This window comes from Bradyrhizobium sp. CER78 (genome assembly GCF_029846235.1).
Classification (GTDB): domain Bacteria; phylum Pseudomonadota; class Alphaproteobacteria; order Rhizobiales; family Xanthobacteraceae; genus Bradyrhizobium.
Genome location: NZ_JARVWP010000005.1, coordinates 104,694 through 126,858 on the forward strand (window position 1 = coordinate 104,694; position 22,165 = coordinate 126,858).

General features: G+C 62.0%; 22 protein-coding genes. 4 read left to right on the forward strand and 18 right to left on the reverse strand.

Annotated elements, in window-relative coordinates; translation table 11 throughout:
- The first annotated feature begins 6 nt into the window (after positions 1 to 6).
- Together QDT69_RS12065 and QDT69_RS12070 are read left to right on the forward strand one after the other, a co-directional pair.
- Positions 7 to 1,302: a TRAP transporter large permease gene (locus QDT69_RS12065; protein WP_279706764.1), complete on the forward strand. Its 1,296-nt coding sequence runs from the start codon at positions 7 to 9 to the stop codon at positions 1,300 to 1,302.
- Between the two features lie 119 nt (positions 1,303 to 1,421).
- On the forward strand, positions 1,422 to 2,516 hold the full coding sequence (locus tag QDT69_RS12070; protein ID WP_279706765.1) for an amidohydrolase family protein: 1,095 nt from the start codon (positions 1,422 to 1,424) through the stop codon (positions 2,514 to 2,516).
- Positions 2,517 to 2,587: 71 nt separating this feature from the next.
- On the opposite strand, the gene QDT69_RS12075 is transcribed toward QDT69_RS12070, so the two are convergent.
- The 15 genes from QDT69_RS12075 to QDT69_RS12145 form a co-directional block, all read right to left on the reverse strand.
- On the reverse strand, positions 2,588 to 2,887 hold the full coding sequence (locus QDT69_RS12075; RefSeq protein ID WP_279706766.1) for a hypothetical protein: 300 nt from the start codon (positions 2,885 to 2,887) through the stop codon (positions 2,588 to 2,590).
- Between the two features lie 107 nt (positions 2,888 to 2,994).
- Positions 2,995 to 3,732 (reverse strand): Crp/Fnr family transcriptional regulator, encoded by a 738-nt coding sequence (locus QDT69_RS12080; RefSeq protein WP_279706767.1) that lies wholly within the window; start codon positions 3,730 to 3,732, stop codon positions 2,995 to 2,997.
- Positions 3,733 to 4,024: 292 nt separating this feature from the next.
- Entirely contained in the window at positions 4,025 to 4,864 is an 840-nt protein-coding gene (locus QDT69_RS12085; RefSeq protein ID WP_279706768.1) for a phosphodiesterase, read from the reverse strand.
- Between the two features lie 9 nt (positions 4,865 to 4,873).
- Positions 4,874 to 5,932, reverse strand: coding sequence for an ABC transporter ATP-binding protein (locus QDT69_RS12090; protein ID WP_279706769.1), 1,059 nt, complete (start codon positions 5,930 to 5,932; stop codon positions 4,874 to 4,876).
- Positions 5,929 to 6,714 carry an ABC transporter permease subunit gene (locus tag QDT69_RS12095; protein WP_279706770.1) on the reverse strand — a complete coding sequence of 262 codons (786 nt, stop codon included), beginning with the start codon at positions 6,712 to 6,714 and terminating at the stop codon, positions 5,929 to 5,931. The genes QDT69_RS12090 and QDT69_RS12095 overlap by 4 nt, the downstream gene beginning before the upstream one ends.
- A gap of 3 nt (positions 6,715 to 6,717) precedes the next feature.
- Complete coding sequence (locus QDT69_RS12100; RefSeq protein ID WP_279706771.1) at positions 6,718 to 7,533, reverse strand: ABC transporter permease; 816 nt, start codon at positions 7,531 to 7,533, stop codon at positions 6,718 to 6,720.
- Between the two features lie 37 nt (positions 7,534 to 7,570).
- On the reverse strand, positions 7,571 to 8,578 hold the full coding sequence (locus QDT69_RS12105) for an ABC transporter substrate-binding protein (RefSeq protein WP_279706772.1): 1,008 nt from the start codon (positions 8,576 to 8,578) through the stop codon (positions 7,571 to 7,573).
- A gap of 329 nt (positions 8,579 to 8,907) precedes the next feature.
- The gene (locus QDT69_RS12110; protein ID WP_279706773.1) at positions 8,908 to 9,612 is read right to left on the reverse strand and encodes an ABC transporter ATP-binding protein; all 705 of its coding nucleotides are present in this window, start codon (positions 9,610 to 9,612) and stop codon (positions 8,908 to 8,910) included.
- A gap of 4 nt (positions 9,613 to 9,616) precedes the next feature.
- The gene (locus QDT69_RS12115) at positions 9,617 to 10,387 is read right to left on the reverse strand and encodes an ABC transporter ATP-binding protein (RefSeq protein ID WP_279706774.1); all 771 of its coding nucleotides are present in this window, start codon (positions 10,385 to 10,387) and stop codon (positions 9,617 to 9,619) included.
- Complete coding sequence (locus QDT69_RS12120) at positions 10,384 to 11,370, reverse strand: branched-chain amino acid ABC transporter permease (RefSeq protein WP_279706775.1); 987 nt, start codon at positions 11,368 to 11,370, stop codon at positions 10,384 to 10,386. The genes QDT69_RS12115 and QDT69_RS12120 overlap by 4 nt, the downstream gene beginning before the upstream one ends.
- A gap of 7 nt (positions 11,371 to 11,377) precedes the next feature.
- Complete coding sequence (locus tag QDT69_RS12125; protein WP_279706776.1) at positions 11,378 to 12,262, reverse strand: branched-chain amino acid ABC transporter permease; 885 nt, start codon at positions 12,260 to 12,262, stop codon at positions 11,378 to 11,380.
- Between the two features lie 53 nt (positions 12,263 to 12,315).
- Positions 12,316 to 13,569 (reverse strand): ABC transporter substrate-binding protein, encoded by a 1,254-nt coding sequence (locus tag QDT69_RS12130; RefSeq protein ID WP_279706778.1) that lies wholly within the window; start codon positions 13,567 to 13,569, stop codon positions 12,316 to 12,318.
- A 67-nt stretch (positions 13,570 to 13,636) separates the two neighbouring features.
- Complete coding sequence (locus QDT69_RS12135) at positions 13,637 to 16,027, reverse strand: xanthine dehydrogenase family protein molybdopterin-binding subunit (RefSeq protein ID WP_279706780.1); 2,391 nt, start codon at positions 16,025 to 16,027, stop codon at positions 13,637 to 13,639.
- On the reverse strand, positions 16,024 to 16,509 hold the full coding sequence (locus QDT69_RS12140; protein ID WP_279706781.1) for a 2Fe-2S iron-sulfur cluster-binding protein: 486 nt from the start codon (positions 16,507 to 16,509) through the stop codon (positions 16,024 to 16,026). The genes QDT69_RS12135 and QDT69_RS12140 overlap by 4 nt, the downstream gene beginning before the upstream one ends.
- The gene (locus QDT69_RS12145) at positions 16,506 to 17,387 is read right to left on the reverse strand and encodes a xanthine dehydrogenase family protein subunit M (RefSeq protein WP_279706782.1); all 882 of its coding nucleotides are present in this window, start codon (positions 17,385 to 17,387) and stop codon (positions 16,506 to 16,508) included. The genes QDT69_RS12140 and QDT69_RS12145 overlap by 4 nt, the downstream gene beginning before the upstream one ends.
- Positions 17,388 to 17,555: 168 nt before the next feature.
- On the opposite strand from QDT69_RS12145, the gene QDT69_RS12150 reads away from it, so the two are divergent.
- Together QDT69_RS12150 and QDT69_RS12155 are read left to right on the forward strand one after the other, a co-directional pair.
- Positions 17,556 to 18,653, forward strand: a complete 1,098-nt coding sequence (locus tag QDT69_RS12150) for an LLM class flavin-dependent oxidoreductase (protein ID WP_279706783.1) — start codon at positions 17,556 to 17,558, stop codon at positions 18,651 to 18,653.
- Between the two features lie 12 nt (positions 18,654 to 18,665).
- The gene (locus QDT69_RS12155; RefSeq protein ID WP_279706784.1) at positions 18,666 to 19,541 is read left to right on the forward strand and encodes a polysaccharide deacetylase family protein; all 876 of its coding nucleotides are present in this window, start codon (positions 18,666 to 18,668) and stop codon (positions 19,539 to 19,541) included.
- Between the two features lie 6 nt (positions 19,542 to 19,547).
- Here the strand turns inward: QDT69_RS12155 and QDT69_RS12160 are convergent, their stop codons facing one another.
- The 3 genes from QDT69_RS12160 to QDT69_RS12170 are packed head-to-tail and all read right to left on the reverse strand — an operon-like array spanning position 19,548 to position 22,022.
- Positions 19,548 to 20,222 (reverse strand): TetR/AcrR family transcriptional regulator, encoded by a 675-nt coding sequence (locus tag QDT69_RS12160; protein WP_279706785.1) that lies wholly within the window; start codon positions 20,220 to 20,222, stop codon positions 19,548 to 19,550.
- A gap of 8 nt (positions 20,223 to 20,230) precedes the next feature.
- The gene (locus QDT69_RS12165; protein ID WP_279706786.1) at positions 20,231 to 20,785 is read right to left on the reverse strand and encodes a flavin reductase family protein; all 555 of its coding nucleotides are present in this window, start codon (positions 20,783 to 20,785) and stop codon (positions 20,231 to 20,233) included.
- A 10-nt stretch (positions 20,786 to 20,795) separates the two neighbouring features.
- Positions 20,796 to 22,022: an acyl-CoA dehydrogenase family protein gene (locus QDT69_RS12170; protein ID WP_279706787.1), complete on the reverse strand. Its 1,227-nt coding sequence runs from the start codon at positions 22,020 to 22,022 to the stop codon at positions 20,796 to 20,798.
- Positions 22,023 to 22,165: the final 143 nt, after the last annotated feature.

Consider the following 22,165-nt stretch of genomic DNA (forward strand, 5'->3'; position numbering starts at 1 on the left):
GCCACCATGGACATCTCCATCCTGCTCGCGACCATGCTGCTCTGCTTCCTCATCGGCATGCCGATCGCCTACTCGCTGGCGATGGCGGCCATCGTTGGCGCGTTGTGGATCGGCATTCCCCTGGAAGCGGTGATGCTGAAGATCTCCGACGGCGTGAGCAAGGTCGCGATGCTGACGATCCCGTTTTTCGTGCTGGCCGGCGCCATCATGGCAGAAGGTGGCATGGCGCGGCGTCTGGTCGCGTTTGCCGACGTGCTGGTCGGACTGACGCGCCTGCGCGGCGGCCTCTCGATCGTCAACGTACTGGCGACGACGTTCCTGAGCGGCATCTCCGGATCGGCCGTCGCCGATACATCTGCGATCGGCTCGGTGATGATCCCGCAGATGGAGCGGAACGGCTATCCGCGCGTGTTCGCGACCAATCTGACGATCACCTCGTCGGTCCAGGCCCTCCTGGTGCCGCCGAGCCACAATGCGGTGCTCTACTCGCTGGCGACCGGCGGAACGATCTCGATCAGCGCCCTCTTCATGGCCGGCTTATTCCCCGGGCTGCTGCTCGGCTTCTCGCTCATCATCCTGTGCCTCGCCGTCGCCTATCGCGAGAAGCATCCGCACGGCCAGACCGTGCCGGCCAAGGACGCGATCCGGATCGCCATCGACGCGTCCTGGGGCCTCATCACCCTCGTCATCATCCTGGGCGGCATTCTCGGCGGCATCTTCACCGCAATTGAGGCCGGCGCCATCGCCTGCATTTGGGCGTTCTTCGTCACCATGTTCATCTATCGCGACTGTCGCTGGCGCGACCTGCCGGTGCTACTCCATCGCACGCTGCGCACCGTCGCGATGGTGATGACGCTGATCGCCTGCGCCTCAAGCGTCGGCTACATCATGGCGCTGACGCAGATGCCGGCCAAGATGACCGCCTTCTTCCTGTCGATCTCCGACAACAAGTACGTCATCCTGCTCCTGATCAACGTCCTTCTGCTGGTGCTCGGCACGCTCGTCGACATGGCGCCATCGATCCTGATCGCAACGCCAATCTTGCTGCCGGTCATGAAGAACTTCGGCGTCGATCCGGTCCATTTCGGCATGATCATGCTGCTCAATCTCGGCATCGGCCTGTGCCATCCACCTGTCGGTGCGATCCTGTTTGTCGGCTGCGCGGTCGGCAAGGTCACGATCGAGCAGGTCATGCGCAAGATCTGGCCATTCTACGCTGTGATGTTCTTTGTCCTGATGTGCGTGACCTATCTGCCGGAAATCTCGCTGTGGCTGCCGCGGCAGCTTCAGGTCCTGCACTGAACGCAAGCGGCATCCTGCAGATCAACATTGCGCGACACGCACAGCGTGTGACCTTGCGACCGCTCGCCGCCATCCCTACGCTTGCCGCTCCATAACAAAAAGACAGGGAGGCGATCGTCATGACTACAAGGCGTGATTTCCTGAAAGCGGGAGCGACGGCGGCAGCAGGTATCGTGTTCTGCGGTTGCGGGTTCGTCCACAACGCGAATGCGCAGCCATCGCGGCAGAAGTTGCCGGTCAGCGTCGACGGCAAGCGCGTCAAGACGATCGACATTCACGCGCATTGCCACTTCCGCGAGGCGGGAGCGCTGCTCGGTGCCGACGCCGAAAAATATCAACTGCCGCCGGTCAATGGCGCCACGGAGGCCTTCATCGAGATCGACAAGCGCCTGGCGGCGATGGACGCGCAGGCCGTCGATCTGGAGGTGCTCTCGATCAATCCGTTCTGGTACGACCGCGATCGCGACCTCGCCGGCAAGATCGTGAAGATCCAGAATGAAAGGCTCGCGGAACTCTGCGCCTCGAAGCCCGAGCGGTTCGCGGCCTTCGCCTCGCTGACATTGCAGGCGCCAGACCTTGCGGTGCAGGAGTTGGAGACGGCGGTGAAGAAGCAGGGGCTAAAGGGCGCGGCGATCGGCGGCGTCGTCGATGGCGTCGAATTCTCCGATCGCAGGTTTCATCCGGTGTGGGCCAAGGCCGAGGAACTCGGCGTCCCCCTGTTCATCCATCCGCAGGGCGTTCCCGAGCTCAACAAGCGGCTCTCCGGCAACGGCTGGCTCGGCAACACGATCGGCAATCCGCTCGAGACCACGATCGCGCTCTCGCATTTGATCTTCGAGGGCACGCTCGACCGCTTCCCGGGACTGAAGATCATCGCCGCGCATGGCGGCGGGTACTTCCCCTCCTATGCCGATCGCTCGGACCATCCTTGCATGGTCGGACCGAAGGGATGCAATCCGGAGATCAAGCTTCAGAAGGAGCCGACCGAATATCTCAAGCAGATCTACTTCGACTCCCTGATCTTCACGCCGGAGGCGATCCGGCACCTCGCCGCCCAGGTCGGTGCCGGCCAGATCGTGCTGGGCAGCGACTATCCCTATCCAAGGCAACTGACGCCGGTCGACCACATCTTCGCCTGCGCGTCGCTGAGCGACGACGACAAGGCGAACATTCTCGGCCGGACCGCAGCGAAGCTGCTCGACGTTACCGCGTAAGGATCGCGGCCGACCATTGGACGATCTGAATTGCCGTTGTCGCGCCTGATGCGCGACGACGGCATCAAGCATCAGTTGGCTTTCACCGTCCGCATCTCATTGCGCGGCAAAGTGGTGGGCGCCGGCTGCGCGATCCTCGGCAGCGGGTTGGTGTCGACGGTGTCGGTGCCTACGAACTCAGCTTGCGCCGCATCCGATATCCATTTGACCGCGGCGGGATGACTGACCAGCATCCCGATCAAGGCGACGATCACGAGCACGGGCAATGCGATCAGCTTGATGCTGAAGCTCCCGTAGTTGCTACTTGGGTCCTGCGGTCGGTTGTCGAAAGAGCCGTGCATGGATTCCTCCACGGTGCGGATGTGATCCACCTGGGGGTCACTTACCGCAGGGCACGCAAGGCCGATGTGAATGATTTCACAGGCTTTGTCCGGCTCACCATTTCGTGAAGTGCAGGGTTGACGAGCGGCGGGCGTCGCTACTCGCCGTCGTCAGCCCCAGCGTCGACCAGTTCCTGAAGCGACTCGGGCTTCAGCACCACGATCGCGCCATGCTCGAGCCTGACCCAGCCGCGCGTCGCCCACGCGCGGAGCTGCTTGTTGATGCTCTCGCGAGTCATGCCGACCATCTCGCTGATCTCTTGCTGGGTGATCGAGATGGTGCGCCCCTGCGGCTTGTGCTTGTCGCTGAGACGCAGCAGCGCGCTGGCCAGCCGGCCCGGCAAGTCCTGCAGGATCACTTGCTCGACCTGGTCGCTGGTCCAGCGCAGCCGCGCGCAAAGCAACTCGATGAACTTCATCGCGAGCGTCGGCTGGCTGCGCACGAACGGAATGAACTCGCGCCGGTCGATGACGAACAGCTCGCAATTGGTGTTGGCGGTGGCGTCGGCCGTCCGCGACAGACCGTCGAGCAGCGCAATCTCCCCGAAGATCTCTCCCGCCTCGATCAGGTTCAGAATGGCGTTGCGGCCATCCGGCGACGAGATGCTGATCTTCACCGTGCCCGAGATCACCGCGATCAGGCTGGTGCCCGGATCGCCCTTCGAGAAGATCGTGGTCCCGCGCTTCAGCGTGATGTGCTTGGCATAGCGGCAGAGCTGATCGAATGCCTCGGGCTCGAGATCGGCGAAATAGGGATGCTTGCGCAGCACCGATAGCTTGTTGTTCGCAAACAACGGCGCGCCGGCAGTTCGTTCAATGGGCGGCGCACCGGTCATCGTGATCCAGACTGATTGTGTTGCGTTTAATCGGCGCGCCAGCAGCGCGACACCGACAGAGCCATCGATCAATGAAAGCGGAAACGACTATAACCCCACCCCGGGCCTACAGCAACAAAAGGTCCGATCTGCCGGCATCGGGCTAGAAGGCATCCAAGCTACAATTTGGAATAAATACGTGCCTATGCAACGCTCAATTGCAGGCAGTCGCCGCCCGTGATCCGGAATATCCGGTCCGGCAACGACGATCTCGCCTGGCAAAACCCGTCTGTGCGAGGGTCAACGCCGCAACTCACAACAGCTTGCCGTCTGGGCCAAAGAACGGGTGCGGCCCGTCAAACCGACCGATCGGGACCTGGTGCGTCACCAACTGTCCAAAATCCTGTCCGGGAAACCACGTGTGCAAGTGAAATGCAGGGGGTTCCACCTTGAACGATGGTTCGCGGAGCTGCCCGAGGTCCAGGTCGACCGCATGGTTCGGCGCGGGGCAAATTGTCACGGGAAGCCCCGCAAAGGTGGTCAACATCGCACGGTGGACGTGACCGCACGCGATCAGGCGCACGCGCGGGCGACGCTTGACGATTCCCGCCAGCTCGTCGGCGTTGAAGAGGTCCTGCCGGTCCATATGCCAAATGCCGCCTTTGAATGGCGGGTGATGCAGGAAGAGCAGCGCCGGCCGGTCGACTGCGGTGGCCAGCGCCTCGTCGAGCCATTGCAGCGTGGACGCTTCGAGCATGCCATGAGGCTTACCGGCAACGCTCGAATCGAGCAGCAGGAGATCGAGACCATTGACCTCGATCTTCTGGTCGAGCGGGCCTGTGGCGCGAACATAGGGCGCGGCCGGAAACGCTTCGCGCATCCACTCCCGCGAGTCGTGATTACCGGGAATGCCGGCGAACGGCATGCGCAGCGGCGCAAGCAGTCGCTTGAGATAATCGTATTCCTCGACCGACGGCGTATCGACAAGATCGCCCGAGATGACAACGAAATCGGGCGCCGGCTCGAATGCGTTGAGTTCAGCCACGCAGCGCTCGAGCGCTTTGGCGGTATCGACCCGGCCGTAGGCCAACGTTCCCGGCGGCTTGATGTGAAGGTCGGATATCTGGGCGATGAGGACAGGTTTCGACGGCATCGATCAATCTCAGGGTTCGGAAGGCAGAAGACGAAGCGCGTCGGCCCCGATCGAAAGCCCTACTCGATCGCCGACCTTGGCCTGGATCGTGTTGGGCGCGTCAACGTTGAGCGGCTTGCTCGATGCACCGCTCACGACAATTCGCTGCCGGTCACCGATGAAGCTGATGGAATCGACGACGCCCGAAAGCGCCTCCGCCCCGGCGTTCGTCACGCGAATGGTTTCGGGGCGGATCATGACGGTCGCGTTCGCGGTCGTGGCACCACCCTCGATCGGTAGTCGCCCGCCGGGCAGAACCAATATGCCGTTCTCGATCGGAGCTTCCACGATATTCGCCGCTCCGATGAATTCCGCCACAAAGCGATCCTTCGGTGCGAAGTAGACCTCGCGCGGCGTGCCGATCTGGGCGATCGCACCTTTCCGCATCACCACGATGCGGTCGCCCAATTCCATGGCTTCGGCCTGATCATGCGTGACATAGATCGTCGTAATGCCGAGCGCTCGCAACAACCGGTTAAGCTCGCTCCGCAGCCGGTCCCGCAAGGCGGCATCAAGCGCGGTCAGGGGCTCGTCGAGCAGTAATATTCCGGGCCGGATCGCAACCGCGCGCGCCAGCGCGACGCGCTGCCGCTGGCCGCCCGAAAGCTGGTCGATACGGCGGTTCTCCAATCCGGTGATGTTGGTGAGCGCCACCAGCTCGGCGACGCGCGCGGCACGTTCGTCCCTGGCAACGCCGCGAATCTTCAACCCGTAGGCGATATTGTCCGCCACCGTCATGTTGGGGAACAAAGCGTAGGACTGAAACACCATCCCGACATTGCGCCGCTCGATCGGGACCGCGGTCATATCCTTGCCGTCGAACAGCACTTTGCCGCCGGCGTCCGGCAGCTCGAGGCCCGCGATGATGCGCAGCATGGTGGTCTTGCCGCATCCTGACGGTCCGAGCAGCACCAGCGTCTCGCCGCGCGCAATGTCGAGGGTCGCGGGATCGAGCGCGCGCGTGCCGTCGGCAAAGGTCTTGCCGCACGTCTCGATCCGCACAGCTGCGCCGTGCCCCGCCGTATTCATCGCTTGTGATCCCTATCGGCCAATAGCTGCATTGCGACCAGGAGCGGAATGATCATCACGAAGAAGATCAACGTATACGCCGAAGCCACTTCGAGCCGCATCGAGGCATAGCTGTCCGCGAGCCCGATCGGCAGCGTCTTCGTCAATGGCGTATGCAGCATCCAGGTCAAATTGAATTCACCGAGCGACAATGTGATCACCATCAATGCGCCAGCCAGAATTCCAGGCAGCGCGTTCGGCACGATGACATCGCAGAACCGCCGCCACGGCGAGGCGCCCAGCGAGGCCGCCCCCTCATCCAGCGTCTTGATGTCCACGGTCGCAAACACCGCCATGACCGAGCGCACCATGAACGGCATGGTGAAGATCACGTGGCCGACCAGGATGAACAGCCAGGAACGGCGGAAGTCACCAAAGCTCCCATAGGCGAGCAGCAAGGCAAGTGCGATCGCAAGCCCCGGGATCGCCAGCGGCAGCGTGATGATCTCCTCGACGATGCGGGCAAGCCGGCCTCCTCGCGCATGCAGCGCGTAGGCTGCGGGAACACCCGCGAGCAGCGTGACCGCAAGTGTCGCGAACGCGATCACGAAGGAGAGCAGAATGGTGCTGGCATAGAGCTCCCAGACCTGCGCGACCCATTGCAGCGTCACGCCGGACTGGATGCCGCGGAAATAATTCACGGTGACGCCGGCGGAGATCGAAAGCCCTGCGGGCACCACCAGGAATGCCGCAACGAGCAGCGTGAAGATCAACTGGCCGGTGAAGATCAGGCGATCGCGCATGCTTCACCCTGCCGCCGCGACCGCGCTGCCGCTGAACGTGCGGGCAAGCGCCAGGATGAGCCAGGTAATCAGGCCGAGCCCGACCGACAGCGCGGCCGACGTCGCGAAATTGGCGGCCAGCGTGAACTCGGTGTAGATCAGCATCGGCAATACGTCGATGTTGGTTGCCAGCGTGAAGGCGGTCCCGAAGGCCCCCATCGCGGTCGCAAATGCGATCGCGCCGGACGCAACGAACGCCGGCGCGAGCGCCGGCAACACGACATCGCGCTGCACCGCCCACGGGCCGGCGCCAAGCGAACGTGCCGCTTCCTCCAGACCGACATCGAGCTTCTGCACGGCCGCCATGATGGTGAGGATCACGCGCGGGATCGAGAAGTAGAGATAGCCCAGGAAGAGCCCGTAGATCGAATAGGCGAACACGAACTTCTCGCCGAAGATCCGGTTCGACAGATCACCGATCAACCCTTGGCGTCCGGCCAAAAGGATGATCATGAAGCCGACCACCACGCCCGGAAAGGCCAGCGGAAAGGTCAGCATCGCGATCAGCACGGCCCGCCCGGGGAAGCGGTGTCGCTGCAGGAACATTCCGGCAATCGTCGCCACGATCAGCGTGACGATCGTTGTTGCCGCCGCCAGCAGCACGGTGTTGATCAGCGTCGCGCGATAGCGGCCTTCGGTCAGGATCGCGAGATATCCAGCGAACCCGTGCGGCCCCTCGGCGCCTGCGACCACCAGCCGTGCCATCGGCAGCAGGAAGAATGCCGTGGTCACGACCGCAAGCGGTAGCAGGCAGAGCCAGACGAAGGACTTTTGCGACATCGGAAGAATGGTGCCCCGCGAAGGGCACCATATTGCCTCAGCGAACCTCGGCGAGATAGCGGTCGACGAAGGCTTTTTGCACGTTTTCCATCTCGCCCCAGTCGACGCTCTTGGCGCGGGCATAGTCGCTGTCGGGGAGGAATTTGCCCTTCACGGACGCCGTCAGTTCGATCGGGCGGGCCGGACGCAGATAGGCGTTGGTCCAGATCGCCTGCCCCTTGTCGGACAGGAGATAGTCCATCACCTTCTTGGCCTTCTCCTTGTCGGGCGCGTTCTTCACGAGACCGACGACATAGGGAAACACCACCGAGCCTTCGCAGGGAATGACGAACTCGAAGTTGCCCTTTTCCGAATACTTCGCGCGATAGGCGTTGAAGTCGTAGTCGAGCAGGATCGGCATCTCACCGGAGACGACGCGGGCATACGACGTCTGCTTGGGCACGATCGGATCGTTCTTGCGCAGCTCCTTGAAGAAGCTGATCGCCGGATCAAAATTGGTGGGTGAGCCGCCCAGCGCCAGATTGACGGCGACCGCGCCGACATAGCCGACAGCCGCCGACGACGGGTCGAGGTAGCCGACCATGCCCTTGTAATCGGGCTTCAGCAGGTCCTTCCAGCAGGCCGGCACCGGCTTGCCGCCGAGCGCATCCTTGTTGACGAACAGGCCGAGCGTGCCGGAGTGGATCGTGGTCCAATAGCCATCCGGATCCTTGAGGCCTGCAGGGACCTGATCCCAGTGGGCCGGCTTGTAAGGCTCGAGCGCGTCCTGAGCCTTGGCCTTCATGCCGAAGGTCACGCCGAAATAGCCGATATCGCCGACCGGATTGCTCTTCTCGGCCAGGATTTGGGCCAGTGCCTGGCCGGAGTTCTTGTTGTCATGCGGGATATCGTAGTTGAGGTCCGCCTTTATCGCCTTCAGCATCGAGGCCCAATCGGCCCATTCCGGCGGGCAATTGTAGCAGATCACGTCGGCTGCCTTGGCAGATTGCCACGGCGCGATCAGTGTCAGCGCCAGCAACGCAAGGACAAGGCGGACGGTCTTCATGGCAGGCTCCGGTCTGGGAGAGGATGCAATTGGGATTTCAACATCAACCGGGCGACCAAGTATAGGCCACGTATGAACGTTTTGCGACGCGCTTGCTGCCGTGCAGCAAAGCAGACCCGGCAGCCCCATGCTCGCCATCGGATGCTCGCGGCATCCACACGCACACGTTTCCGCTGGCCGACCTGCCGACGGCGCTCAGATATGCGCGGGATCGTGTCGACGACGCGATCAAGGTTGTCGTCACCAATCGCAAGGCCGACGCGATCGCGCGCGTTGCCGAGTGAGGTCCGTTCCGGGCCGCGCGCAGGTGCACTCCCTGGAACGCCTGCTCACACGGAGCAGTATCGCTCCTTGATCTCCTCATCGGCCAGCAGCGCTTGCGCCGACGCCTGATGCACCACCGAGCCTTGATCCAGGACGTAGGCGCGATCGGCGATACCCAGCGCGAGTTCGACGTTTTGCTCGACCAGCAGCACCGTCGTTCCCTGCGCCTTCATGCTCCGGAACAGCTCAAACATCTCGTCGACCAGGACAGGCATGATGCCCTCCGAAGGCTCATCCAGCATGATCAGGTCAGGCTTTGCGATCATCGCCCGCGCGATCGCCAGCATCTGCTGCTCGCCGCCGGACATCGTGACCGCCTCTTGATCCATGCGCTCGGCCAGCCGCGGGAATATCACGGCGATCTCATCGAGCAGCTCGGCTTCCCGCTTCTTCGCAGGTGACGCGACCAGACCTAGTCGAAGATTCTCCCGGACCGACAGGCCCTGCACAATGCGACGCTCCTCGGGAACATAGGCCAGGCCCAACGCGAAGCGCACATGCGCCGGCTGGCGCAGCAGTTCCTCACCCTTGAAGGTGACCGAGCCGCGTGTCCGCCCCATCAAGCCCATGATCGATTTCAGCGTCGTCGTCTTGCCGGCTCCATTGCGGCCGATCAGGCAAACGATCTCGCCCTTGGTCACCTCGATACCGATGTCCTGCAACGCGTGGCTTGCCCCATACCAAGCGTTCAGTTTGCTGACCTGCAGCATCCTGTCAGTGCTCCCGCTGACCGAGATAGACACGTTTCACCGCCTCGTTCTGCCGGACCTCCTGTGGCGTGCCCTCGGCGAGCAACTCTCCGTGGTGCAGCACGAGGATGCGGTCGCTGATCCCGAGCACCAGCTTCATCTTGTGCTCGACGAGGATGACCGTCCGCTCCTTGGCGAGCTTCACGATCAGATCCATCATGGTCCGGGTTTCCTCCGGACTCATGCCGGCCGTAGGCTCGTCCAGCAGCAGCAACCGGGGTTGGCTCGCAAGCGCCATGCCGATCTCCAGCGCCCGCTGCTCGCCATGCGCCAGCGTCTTGGCGGCGCGTTCTCGGGATTCCCACAGCCCGACCAATGCAAGCAATTCGTCAGCCCGCTCGACCAGCTCGGTCAGACGCGCGCGGGGACGCCAGATGTCGTATCGCGATACCAGCGCTTGCAGACCAACACGGATGTTCTCACGCGTCGTGAGCTGCGGAAACACGCTGGTGATCTGAAAGGATTTTGCGATCCCCATGTGCGCAAACCGGTGCTGCGGCTGACCGGTAACGTCCCTGCCCTCGAACTCAACGCTGCCCTTCGTCGGCTGAAAGGCGCCACACAGCAAGTTGAAGTAGGTGCTCTTTCCAGCCCCATTCGGACCAATGATGGAGGTGATCGCTCCTCTGGAAAACTCCGCCGAGATGTTGTTCAGAGCGACAAACTTCCCGAACGTCTTGCCGACGCCTCTGGTGCGCAGAATGATTTCGCTGGCTTGACCGGGTGCGGCGCTCATCGCTTACCCCGCGCGATCAGCGTGCCCCAGATGCCGGCGGGGAAGAACAGCACGCATGCAATGAAGATGGCGCCAACGATCAGTTGCCAGTGAACGGTCCACACGGAGACGATGTTCTCCAGGACCAGAAAGACCGCCGCGCCGACCATCGGCCCGAAGAACGTCCCCATGCCGCCCAGGAGCGCGATCATCACGACAAGGCCCGACGTCTCATAGTGCAGGATCTCGATCGGAACGATCGACAGGTGCAGAGCCTGCAACGCACCCGCGAGACCACAGAAACCGCCCGACAGGACGAAGGTCAGCAAGCGCGTCAGGGTGACGTCATAGCCCGATGCGCGGGCACGCATCTCGTTCTCCCGCACCGCTTCAATGACGGCACCGAAGGGCGAGGCAAGAATACGCGACATCACGAAGAATGCGGCGATCACAAAAGCCGCGATGACGTAATACCGGATCATCGGATTGATGAAATCGATCCGCAAGCCGAACAAATCGATGGTGCGGACATTGATGCCGCGGAGGCCATTCTCGCCGCCGGTCAAATCAACCGCCTGATAGAACAGGTAATAGACACACTGCGACAGAGCCATTGTGACCATGGCGAAGTAGATGCCGCGGGTCCTGATCGCGAGCACGCCGATCAACAGTGCCATGAGCAGGCCACCGGCGATCCCGGCCGCAATCGCCGCGTACCACGGCCAACCGAAGTGCACGATGGCGATGCCGCAGAGATAGGCACCGGTTCCGAACAGCGCCGCATGCCCGAACGACAAGAGACCCAGATAACCAAACACGAGGTTGAATCCGAGGGCGTACAGGCCATAGATCAGAATGTTCACGGCGAGCGCCGTGAACGGCATCACCAACGGGAAGATCAGGATGACCGCCGCAACAATGCTGGCGCGATGTCGCGTTGCGAACTCGTACCAGCCACCCGCCGTGGCACGAGGCTGTTTGATCGATTGAGTGGTTTCGGTCATGGCGGGCTCAGCTCATCAATCCGGCGCGGCCGAAAAAGCCCTGAGGACGGACAATGAGGACGATCGCCATCAGGGCAAAGATCGAGACCTTGGCCATCTCGGGGGCAAACAGCGAGGTCATGCTGACCACCACACCGACCAGGAGGCCCGCCAGTACGGCGCCGCCGATCGACCCCATCCCTCCAACGACCGTCACCACGAACGCCTCGGCGAGAATCGTGCCGCCCATCTCCGGAATGACGCCCTGAAGCGGGGCCGCCAACAGGCCGGCGAAGCCCGCAATCGCGGTGCCTATCCCGAACACGATCAACCAGACCCTGGAAACATCGACCCCAAGAATGCGAACAATCTGGGGATCGCGCGCACCTGCGCGGATGATCAACCCGAAGCTGGTCTTTTCCAGAAACAGCCACAACGCCAGCAGGACGACGGCCGTCGCGGCTATCACGAACAGACGGTAGAGCGGGAAATAGCCGACACCGATGTCGACGGCGCCCTGCAAAACCTCGGGCGTATCGAAGGGATAGCCGGTCTTGCCAAAGGCAATGCGCACGCATTCGACCATCACGTAGCTGAGCCCGAAGGTCAGCAACAACGGATAGTCGATACCGCGGCCGTAAAGCGGCCGGATCAGCACGCGCTCGACGACAAGGCCGAACAGTCCGATCGCGATCGGCACAGCCACGAGGCAAATCCAGAAATTGCCCCCGATCGAGATCAGATAGAGTCCGACATAGGCGCCGACCATGTAGAAGGCGCCATGGGCGAAGTTGACGACCGTCAACATCCCGAAGATCAGCGAGAGGCCGATCGCAAACAGCACGTAGATTGCGCCGAGCGCCAACCCGGCAAACAGCTGCAGCGCAATCAGGTCAAAGCTCAGGCCCGCCATTTGTCCCCCTCGGCACGACGCGCAGCGCCTTGCAGCGCGCGCCGGCGCATGGCTCAGCTCTTGTGACCGAGCGCCTCGCAGGCGCGCACGTACTTCTCGTTAGGTTCTTCGGTCGACAGGACCTCGAACACGTCGGACTCGTTCTTCATGTCCTTGGACTTCGACTTGATCACGAGCACCGACTGCACCGACTGGTGATCGCATTTGCGGTAGTATTGCGGTCCCTTGTAGTAGTCGTACTTCAGGGCTTCCAATGCCGCGACAACCTTGTCGGTCTCGACGCTGCCCGCGCCCTTGACCGCCTCGAGCGCGGTCCGCACGCCGCCATAGCCGAGCGCACCATAATCGGTGGGCAACTTGCCGTCATACATCTTGCGGAATGCGTCGTTGAACGCCTTGGTCGAGGCGAACTCGTCTTCAATGCCCCAGTAGAACGAGCAGCCGCCGACAACGCCTTCGAATGCCTGGGGGCCCGCGGCGACGCGGCTGGCATGCGAGAGCAGTGGCGCAATGATCTGGATCGATTTCTTGATGCCGAAGTCGGTTGCCTGCTTCAGCGCGATCTGCTGGTCGCGGCCGAAATTGCTGATGCAGAGGATGTCGGGCTTCAGCGCCTGGAGACGGGGCAGCAGGGTCGAGAAATCAGTCGTCCCGAGCGGATGGCGGATGTCGCCGAGGTTCTCGATGTTGAATTCCTTACCGACCTCGAGGAAGCCGCGAACCATCTCGTGACCATAGGCGTAGTCCGCCGTGAGGAACGCAACCTTCTTGCCGAACTTGGCGAAGGCATAGCGGCCGACGGCGCCTGAGGTCATGTGCGGGTTCAGCGCTTCGTGGAAGGTGTACTTGCTGAAGTCCGCCGCCTCATTGATGGCATCCGACTGGCTGATCGAATTGAAGATGACGCCGCGTTCCTTGGTCACGTTGTTGATCGCGAGCTGAACCGCCGCCGACAGACTGCCGACGACGAAATTCACCTTCTCCTTCTCGACCAGTTCCAACGTCCGCGTCGCGGCCTCTCCGGGATTGAGCTTGTCGTCGCGCACGACGAGTTCGGCCTTGCGGCCGTTGAGGCCGCCGGCGTCATTGAATTGGGCGATGGCCAGCTGACCGGCCCGCACCTGATCCTGGGCCTCAGCGCCATACGGTCCAGTCAGAGGAACAGGGAAGCCGATCTTGATCGGCGCTTCCTCGGCCTGCAGCAGATTGATGCGAAACGGCGAGACGGCGAGAGCGGCGCCGGCGCTTGCCGTCGTCAGCAGACGACGCCGCGATATCGATCCCGCTTTGGTGACCTTCTTCGTCATGACTATCCTCCCCAAGAACTGTCCGTGTTTTGCTTATCGCCCTGTCTTTGCCCGGAACGTCTCCACCTCAGATTCGTCCCAAGGAAGTCAGGATAACCTGAGGCGTGAGCGGAATCTCGGTAATTGTTGCGCCGAACGGCCGCAGCGCATCATTGACCGCGTTCGCAACCGCAGCTGCCGCACCGGCCGTGCCCGCCTCGCCCGCCCCCTTGGCTCCCAGCTCCGACTCCTGCGTCGGAGACACCACGTGCCCGATCTCGATGTCCGGCATTTCGCCGGACATCGGGACCAAATAGTCCGCCATGTTGGCGTTGGTCAGCTGACCACGCTCGTCGTAGATGCATTTCTCGAACAGCGCCGCGCCGAGCCCCTGCACGACCCCGCCCCGGATCTGCTCGTCGACCAGTTGCGGGTTGATGATGGTGCCGCAATCTTCGACAACCCAGTGCTTCAGCAGCGTCACGAACCCGGTCTCGTTATCGACCTCGAGCCACGAGGCCTGAACCCCGTTGGTGAACGCAAAGGGATACTGGCGCGGCACGAAATGCCGGGTCGCCATCAACTCAGGCCGGATGCCCGGCGGGAGGGTGTCCGGTCGAAAATAGACGATCCGCGCCAGCTCGCTCAGCTCGATCCGCGACACGCTGTCGGCGGCATTGACGATGCGGTTGTCGACGATATCGAGCCCGGCCGGCGTCGATTGCAGGATGGCCGCCGCGACATCCAGAATGTTCCGGCGCAGCGCCTTGGCGGCCTGCAACGCGGCTTCGCCTCCGATGCCGGCGCCGCGCGAGGCCCAGGTGCCGCCGCCGTAGGGTGTATTGTCGGTGTCGCCCAGGGTCACGCGGACCCGGTCCATCGAGACACCAAGCATGCTGCCGACGATCTGGGCCGTCAGCGCCTCCGACCCCTGACCCTGTTCCGTGATGCTGGTCTGGCAGATCACCGAGCCCTGTGCATCGAGCCGAACCGCAACACCATCCTGCGATGAAATCTTCGCGCCGCCGACGCCGTAAAAGGCGGCACTGGGATTAGTGACCTCGATGAAGCTGGCGATTCCGATGCCCCGATAGACGTTCTGGGCTCGCAAGGCTGCCTGCTCGGCACGCAATGCGTCGTAGTCCATCATCTGTAGCAGCTTGGCCAACGAGGAATGATGCGAAAGCTGCTCGAACTTCATGCCCGAGGGGGATGCACAGGGATAGGCGTCGTCGGCGATCAGGTTGCGCCGGCGGATCTCGGCGGGATCCATGCCGATCTTGGCCGCGGCAAGGTCAACCAGGCCTTCGGTGACCGAACAGGCAATCGGGTGTCCGACCGCCCGGTACTGGCACATCACGTTCTTGTTCTGGAATACGACGCGCGCTCGCGCCCGGTAGTTTGGCGTGACATACGGCCCGCCGACCAGATTGACCACCTGATTGGCCTCGATGGCGCTGGTGCGCGGATACATCGAATAAGGACCAATCCCCGTCAGATCGTCGATCTCGAAGGCCGTGATCGTACCGTCCGGCCTGACGCAGATCCGTCCCCGGCATCGATGATCGCGGGCGTGAATGTCCGTGTTGAAGCTTTCGATACGGTCAGCCACGAATTTGACCGGCCGGCGCAACAGCTTCGATAGCGCGTATGTCGCCATTTCGTCGGCATAGATGTGAACCTTGATGCCGAACGAGCCGCCGACATCCTTGCAGACCACCCTGACCTGCGCTTCCCTCAGCCCGAGATGCAGGGCCGCGATGTTCTGCACCATGTGCGGCGCTTGCGTGCCCTGGTAGATCGTGAGCCGCGCCTCAGCCGCATTCCAGTCGGCAACCACTGCACGCGGTTCAAGTGTCACGCCGGTGTGCCGCCCGAATACGAATTCGGCCTCGACGACTTCGGACTCCGACAATGCGTGGTCGACGTCGCCGGCATCGAGTGTCCGTTCAAAGGCAAGATTGTCGCCGAGCGAGGCGTGAATGACAGGGGTCGCGGGATCGAGCGCAGTACGCATGTCGGTGACCGCCGCAAGCTCCTCGTAATCGACGGCAATATGCTCCATTGCATCTTCAGCCGCTGCACGGCTGATCGCGACAATCGCCGCGACCGCTTCACCCTGCCAGCAGACCCGGTCGACTGCGATCGCGTGCTGCGGCGCCGACTTCAATCCCTTCAGATGCGAGAGCACGCCGACCCACGGCGTGATGACAGCCTCGAGCTCCCGACCCGTCACGATGGCAATGACGCCGGACATACGCCGCGCCGTGTCGGCGTCGATCGCCGCGATTCTGGCGTGAGCATGAGGCGACCGCAAGAAAACAACATGCGCCATCCGCGGCAATTCCAGGTCGCTGACGTATTGTCCGCGCCCTTGCAATAACCTGTCGAGGTTGGGCCGCGGCACCGTCTTGCCGATATAGGAATTCGGGCGATCGAGCACCGAAAGTGTCTCTGCAGGCGGATGGGTCACTGTCATGTCCCCCGCTCCGCACGCGTCTTGGCTGTCGCCTCCACAGCGTCCACGATCGCCTGATAGCCGGTGCAGCGGCAATAATTGCCAGAGAGATGCTCGCGGATCGCTTGCCGATCAGGTGCGGGCGAATGCTTCAGCAGATCCTGCGCCGTTATCAGCATCCCCGGCGTGCAGTAACCGCACTGCAACGCATTGCGTTCGCGGAATGCCACCTGGAGATCGGCGATTTCTCCGCTGTCGGACACCCCCTCGATGGTCTCGACCAACGCGCCCTGCGCCTGGACCGTCAGCATCAGGCAGGATCGAACGATCTCGCCGTCAACCCGGACGGTGCAGGCACCGCAAACGCCGTGCTCGCAACCAACATGCGTTCCGGTCAGCTTGAGATTCTCTCGGAGAAAATCGGCGAGATTGAGCCGCGGCAGCACAAAGGCATCGATCGGTTCGCCGTTGACCAGAAGCGAGACCGATACCGGAGCGCTCACTTGGCCACTCCCATTTCCAGCTCGGGCCGCGCGAGCAAAGCGGCCACGCAGCGTCGGAACAAGACGGTCGCGAGGTGTCGGCGCATGGCCGCGGTAGCCTGTTGATCCTCCTGCGGGTCGAGTTCGTTGGTCAGCGCTGTCGCAGCTTCCGCCAGCAATCCGGGATTCACGGATGCATTGATCAGCTTGCCAGCAGCGGCTGCGAGCAGAGGCCGATCGCCAACGGCAAAGAAGCCCAGCCGAAGATCCGAGAACCGGCCAGCAGCAACAACAGCGCGCGCGGCAAGACCAACGACGGCATAGTCGCCGTGCCGCCGGGCATATTCCTGAAAAAAGAACGTCGAGCCTTGGCCTATGACCGGCACCTCGATCGCGACGAGCAATTCGTCCGGCGATAGTGCCGTTTCGTAAATTCCTTTGAAAAATTCGGTCGCAGCAATCCGCCGTTCGCCCGTCGGACCGCGAGCAACGATCGTTGCGTCAAGCGCTACGACACAGGCCGGCAGCTCCGACGCGGGATCGGCGTGAGCGAGGCTACCGCCAATCGTTCCGCGGTTGCGGATTGCGGGATGGGCAACGTGGCTGACGGCATCCCGCAGCAGCGGAGCGTTCAGCGCAATCTCCGGCGATCTGAGCAAGTCGACATGCCGGGTCAGCGCGCCAACGACGAGGACATCTCCTCTCATGGCAATGCCGCGCAACTCGGCGAGGCCGCCGATATCGACCAAAATCTCCGGGGATAGAAGCCTCAGGTTCATCGCCGGCATCAGGCTCTGGCCGCCCGACAGAACCTTCGCCTTGTCGCCATGCACGGCGAGCAACTCCAGCGCATTCACGACGCTGGTCGCGCGGGCGTAGGCGAAAGCCGCAGCTTTCATGTGGGCGTGGCCTCCCGGCCTAATTTTGGTTTGCCAGATTAGAGGGCCGCCCTGTTCAAAGGTCAAGCTTGTTTATCGAGTGATTATTTGTGCGTCAGGGCTTGTCTTCGCCTTGGGAAGGCCGCAGGTTCCTTGCCAACTAAAGTTCAACGAGCAGGGAGGCGGATCATGAAGCTCGGGTTCTTTACGATGCCGATCCATCCTCTCGACAAGGACTGGCGGCAATCGCTGCGGGAGGATCGGGAAGCGTTCCTGCTTGCGGATGAGCTCGGGTTCACGGAGGCGTATGTCGGCGAGCATGTCACCGACAAGGCCGAGAACATCACTTCCAGCATCGCGTTCATTGCCTGGCTCGCAGCGGCAACCAAACAGATCAAGCTTGGGACCGGCACGATCAACATGCCGAACACCCATCCGGCGGCGGTCGCAGCATCTGTCGCCATGCTTGATCACATGCTTGATGGCCGCTTCATATTTGGAATAAGCCCTGGCGGATTGCTGTCCGACGCGGAAATCTTTGGCAATCTCGACGCTGACCGCAATGCCATGTTCCTCGAGGCAATCAATCAGGTCCTCGACGTCTGGGCCGGCAAGCCACCCTATGATCTGCAGGGCAAGTATTGGAATGTATCCGTCAAAAAGACGCTGATCGAGGACATCGGCCAGGGAATTGTCGCGCGCCCGTTGCAAACGCCTCACCCGCCGATCGTTGTGACCGCGGTCGCGCCATTCTCAAAGGGCGTCACGGAGGCCGCTGCGCGCGGCTGGGATCCGATCTCGGCAAACTTCCTGATGCCCGCCTGGGTGAAGAGTCACTGGCCCAAATACGTCGAGGGCTGCGAGCGTGTGAACCGGGCAGTCGACCCCGCTAAATGGCGCGTCGCCAAGAGCGTGTTCGTGGCAAAGGACGCCGCAACGGCGAAGGCCTATGCGACCTCGCCCGACAGCCCCTACGTGTACTATTATCACCAGCTGTTCACGAAGCTGAAGCGCGGCGGCCGGCTCGAGCTGTTCAAGACACGGCGGGACCAGCCCGACGCGGAGGTCACGCTGGAGTCGATCTGCGACAAGCTTATCATCTACGGCACACCCGAAAGCGTGGCTGACCAATTGCTAGCGTTCCAGCAGGAGATCGGCCCCTTCGGAACCTTGCTCTATGCCGGGAAGGACTGGAAGGATCGCGAGCTTGGCCGCCAATCGATGATCCTGATGGCCGAGAAGGTCTTGCCGCGCATCAATGCCGCCAGCGCCGGCTCATCGACGTGAAGGAGTTTCGACGTGGCTTTCACTGATCGTATTCCGTACCAGGCACAGGTCGACCGGCCGAAGCTGACGTTACCTAATGGCAAGAAGCTTGCCGTCTGGGTTATCCTCAATGTCGAGGAATGGCGCATCGGGAATCCGATGCCGCGTACTGTGCTGAGCCCGCCGATGGGCCAGCCGCTGCTGCCCGATGTGCCGAATTGGTCTTGGCATGAATACGGCATGCGTGCCGGCTTCTGGCGGCAGTTCAAGGCACTCACGGACCGAAAGGTACCAGTGACGCTGGCTGCGAATGCCAACGTCTGCAACAGCTATCCGCGCGTCGCGTCGGCGGCGCTCGAGGCCGGTTTCGAATTCATGGGACACGGTTTCGTCCAGGGACCGATGCACAAGGTGGAGAACCAGGCGGATGCAATTAGGCGCGCGGTCGACACCATTGCCGGATTCACCGGAAAGCCGCCGCGATCATGGGAGAGCCCGGGCCTGACCGAAACCGAAGAAACGCTCGACCTCCTGCGCCTCAATGGAATCGAATACGTAGCCGATTGGGTGATTGACGATCTTCCACAGGAGATCGCGACGCCGCACGGAACTGTCACGACAATTCCCTACTCGGTCGAGACCAATGACATTGTCATTCACGCGCTGCAGCACCTTCCGTCGGAACAGTTCCTGACGCGCTGCACCGACCAGTTCGATCGGCTGTATCTCGAAGGCGCGGAGAATGCCCGTATCATGGCGATTTCGGTGCATCCCTACATCACAGGGGTCCCACATCGAATCAAGTACCTTGAAGCCCTGCTCGATTACGTCATCGGCCATGACGGCGTGGCGCTCATGACGGCGAGCGAGATCGGCGACTGGTATCGGGATCAGATGGCGCCGAGGTAGCCCGGCTCAGCCGACGACCTTGATCGGCGCCCGCCGTCGATCGGTCGCGCTCTCCGCCATCCGCTCAAATCCCGCGAGGAAGATGTCCAGCGCGTCACTGATCATCTGCGCCTTGTCCTCGAGAACAGGCGCTTCGTAAATGTATTTGCGTACGCCGTAATAGAAAATGCCGCCGTGAAACACCCAGGCCAGCTCCAGTTCGGCAGCGCTGGGCCGGCTCTGTGTCGCGAGGCCGGCATCGTGGCGGCACTCCCTGAGAATGCGGGTCAGGATCTTGTCCTTGACCATGCCAACATACCAGCGATTGATATCGAGACCCTTCAGGCCTGAGTAAAGGTAGATCCTCAGCCATCTTCGATTGAAGATTGCGTCCGTATAAACTTCGTAGAACTCTTGCAACCGCACGCGGAGCGGACGAGATCGATCGGACAGCAATTTCTCCCAACCGATTTCAAGGGGTTCGAGATAGACCTTGCGGTAGACCTCCTTGATCAGATCGTCCTTGCTCGGAAAATAGCGGTAAAGCAACGGCTGGGTCACACCGAGTCTGCGAGCGAGGGCACGCGTGCCGCCGCCAAACCCCTCCTCCGCAAAGAGCTCGGTCGCCTTGGTGACGAATTCACTGCGACGGTCGTCAGCTGATAGTCGCTTCTGCTTGGTACGAACTCGCTTGACGGGCATCTTTCGATTCATGATGGCTTGTCACCATCGTCAGCCTGGAACCGGCCAAAACCTCCCCGTGAGAACAACAGCGGACTGTTCACGCTGTAGGCATAGGCTTCCACCGCTCCCAGGAAAATGACGTGATCACCGCCGTAGTAGCGGTTGGCGGCACGGCACTGGAAATTTGCGACCACGTCGGCAAGCACTGGAGCGTTCCCGAGGCCTGGGGTCCAGCTCACACCCGCGAACTTGTCACCCGACGATTTGGCAAACTGCATCGCCAACGTCTGCTGTGACGCATCGAGAACATTGACCGTGAAGTGGCTGGCATTCTGGAAGATCGGCAGCCCCTGCGAAAACATCCCCAGGCTCCACAGTACCAGCGGCGGATTGAGCGACACTGACGCAAAGGAATTGCAAGTAATTCCGTACGGCCGTCCTTCGGCCGACATTGCGGTGACGATCGTTACACCGGTGGCAAATGTACCGAGCGCATTGCGGAAGTCACGAGGATCGATCGCCGAACTGTCGCTTGCGAGCTCATTGGCCGGATCCGGTGGATGTTTGGGAGCGTCGGACATCCGGCTAGCCTCAAAGCGTCAGGTTTTCGGACGGCAGCCCAAGCGCTACCCGCCCGTAGTTGGTGCCTGCCGCGTCGAAATTGAAGGCAAGATGCGAGTTCACCGCATGAGCATCGCGGAATTGACGCTGCAACGCACCTGATGTGAACAGGCTGCGCGCCCCGCTCGCCGCGAACAGAAGAGACACCGCTTCAGTGCACAGATTGACCGCGAACGCGCCATCGCGCCGGAGCCTCGTCTTCGCAGCAATGCCCGGGATATCGCCACGCCGAAGCTCCGCAAGCACCTCGACGCAGTTGGTGCGCATGATCAGCCGCGCGGCATCTATCTTCGCCGACGCTTCAGCGATCTTGATTTGTGTGCTCTGCAGGTCCCCGATCTTGGCGCGGTTGTATGTCGAGGCGCGGTATCGCGCGATCTCGACATAATCATCAAGGCAAGCCTGGGCATTTCCCAGGCCAACTCCGGACAATACGTAGGGAAACAACGAGAAAACCGGAAGCATGTAGAGCGCGTTCGGATTGACAACGCTGCCCGGCGTTGCACCACCGGCAAGCTCGCTGACGGCAACCGTCATATGCTCGGGAACGAATGCGTCAGCTACCCGCACATCGTTCGACCCGGTTCCGCGCAAACCAGCCGCATTCCAGGTGTCATCGATGCTGTAGTCCCGCCTGTTCAGCAGGAACAGCCGATACTCGACACCATCGACCTCATCATCGGACGCAACCACGCTCGCGAGCATGTTCCACCCGCACGCTTCTACCCCGGATGAGAACGGCCAATGACCACTCAGCACGTACCCGCCACTCGTCTTCCTGGCGCGACCTGCCGGAAAAACAAAGGAAGACGCGATCAGCGTGGCCGAATCCTCCCCCCATACCGCGCTCTGCGCTTCCGGCGCGAACATACCCAGCATCCAGTGGTGGCTCGCAAGATTGGCAAAGTTCCACGAAACCGAAGCGTCGCCCTGCCCCAGGGCATCAGCGCAGTCGACGAGCGCAACGTAGTCGAGTTCGCTTCCTCCAACGCGCTTCGGCTGCAGGATTCGAAAGAGCCCGCTATCATGCAGATCCCGCTCGGTCTCCGCCGGCAACCGGCGCAGCTCTTCGGTCCGCGCCGCCCGTTCACGCAAGGCCGGCACAAGCCCTCTCGCTCGAGCGACCATCAGCGAGTAAAGATTCCGGTCCGGCCCTGGCGGCACCTTCACGTCGAGCCCGCGGCCAACCTCAACCATGGTCTCTTCCTTTGTTCGATCTCCAAGACATTCGCGCGATCGGGCCGATCGGCTCAGTTTATCGAGCGATCACCAGAGATCAAGACGTGCAAAGCTGCGTCACGCCAGTTCGAGGCACGGAATCGACAACCGCCGGCCGCCCG

Coding starts and splice junctions, on each gene's coding strand:
- QDT69_RS12065 (WP_279706764.1), top strand. CDS start 7: ATGGACATCTCCATCCTGCTCGCGACCATGCTGCTCTGCTTCCTCATC.
- QDT69_RS12070 (WP_279706765.1), top strand. CDS start 1,422: ATGACTACAAGGCGTGATTTCCTGAAAGCGGGAGCGACGGCGGCAGCA.
- QDT69_RS12080 (WP_279706767.1), bottom strand. CDS start 3,732: ATGACCGGTGCGCCGCCCATTGAACGAACTGCCGGCGCGCCGTTGTTT.
- QDT69_RS12085 (WP_279706768.1), bottom strand. CDS start 4,864: ATGCCGTCGAAACCTGTCCTCATCGCCCAGATATCCGACCTTCACATC.
- QDT69_RS12090 (WP_279706769.1), bottom strand. CDS start 5,932: ATGAATACGGCGGGGCACGGCGCAGCTGTGCGGATCGAGACGTGCGGC.
- QDT69_RS12095 (WP_279706770.1), bottom strand. CDS start 6,714: ATGCGCGATCGCCTGATCTTCACCGGCCAGTTGATCTTCACGCTGCTC.
- QDT69_RS12100 (WP_279706771.1), bottom strand. CDS start 7,533: ATGTCGCAAAAGTCCTTCGTCTGGCTCTGCCTGCTACCGCTTGCGGTC.
- QDT69_RS12105 (WP_279706772.1), bottom strand. CDS start 8,578: ATGAAGACCGTCCGCCTTGTCCTTGCGTTGCTGGCGCTGACACTGATC.
- QDT69_RS12110 (WP_279706773.1), bottom strand. CDS start 9,612: ATGCTGCAGGTCAGCAAACTGAACGCTTGGTATGGGGCAAGCCACGCG.
- QDT69_RS12115 (WP_279706774.1), bottom strand. CDS start 10,387: ATGAGCGCCGCACCCGGTCAAGCCAGCGAAATCATTCTGCGCACCAGA.
- QDT69_RS12120 (WP_279706775.1), bottom strand. CDS start 11,370: ATGACCGAAACCACTCAATCGATCAAACAGCCTCGTGCCACGGCGGGT.
- QDT69_RS12125 (WP_279706776.1), bottom strand. CDS start 12,262: ATGGCGGGCCTGAGCTTTGACCTGATTGCGCTGCAGCTGTTTGCCGGG.
- QDT69_RS12130 (WP_279706778.1), bottom strand. CDS start 13,569: ATGACGAAGAAGGTCACCAAAGCGGGATCGATATCGCGGCGTCGTCTG.
- QDT69_RS12135 (WP_279706780.1), bottom strand. CDS start 16,027: ATGACAGTGACCCATCCGCCTGCAGAGACACTTTCGGTGCTCGATCGC.
- QDT69_RS12145 (WP_279706782.1), bottom strand. CDS start 17,387: ATGAAAGCTGCGGCTTTCGCCTACGCCCGCGCGACCAGCGTCGTGAAT.
- QDT69_RS12150 (WP_279706783.1), top strand. CDS start 17,556: ATGAAGCTCGGGTTCTTTACGATGCCGATCCATCCTCTCGACAAGGAC.
- QDT69_RS12160 (WP_279706785.1), bottom strand. CDS start 20,222: ATGCCCGTCAAGCGAGTTCGTACCAAGCAGAAGCGACTATCAGCTGAC.
- QDT69_RS12165 (WP_279706786.1), bottom strand. CDS start 20,785: ATGTCCGACGCTCCCAAACATCCACCGGATCCGGCCAATGAGCTCGCA.
- QDT69_RS12170 (WP_279706787.1), bottom strand. CDS start 22,022: ATGGTTGAGGTTGGCCGCGGGCTCGACGTGAAGGTGCCGCCAGGGCCG.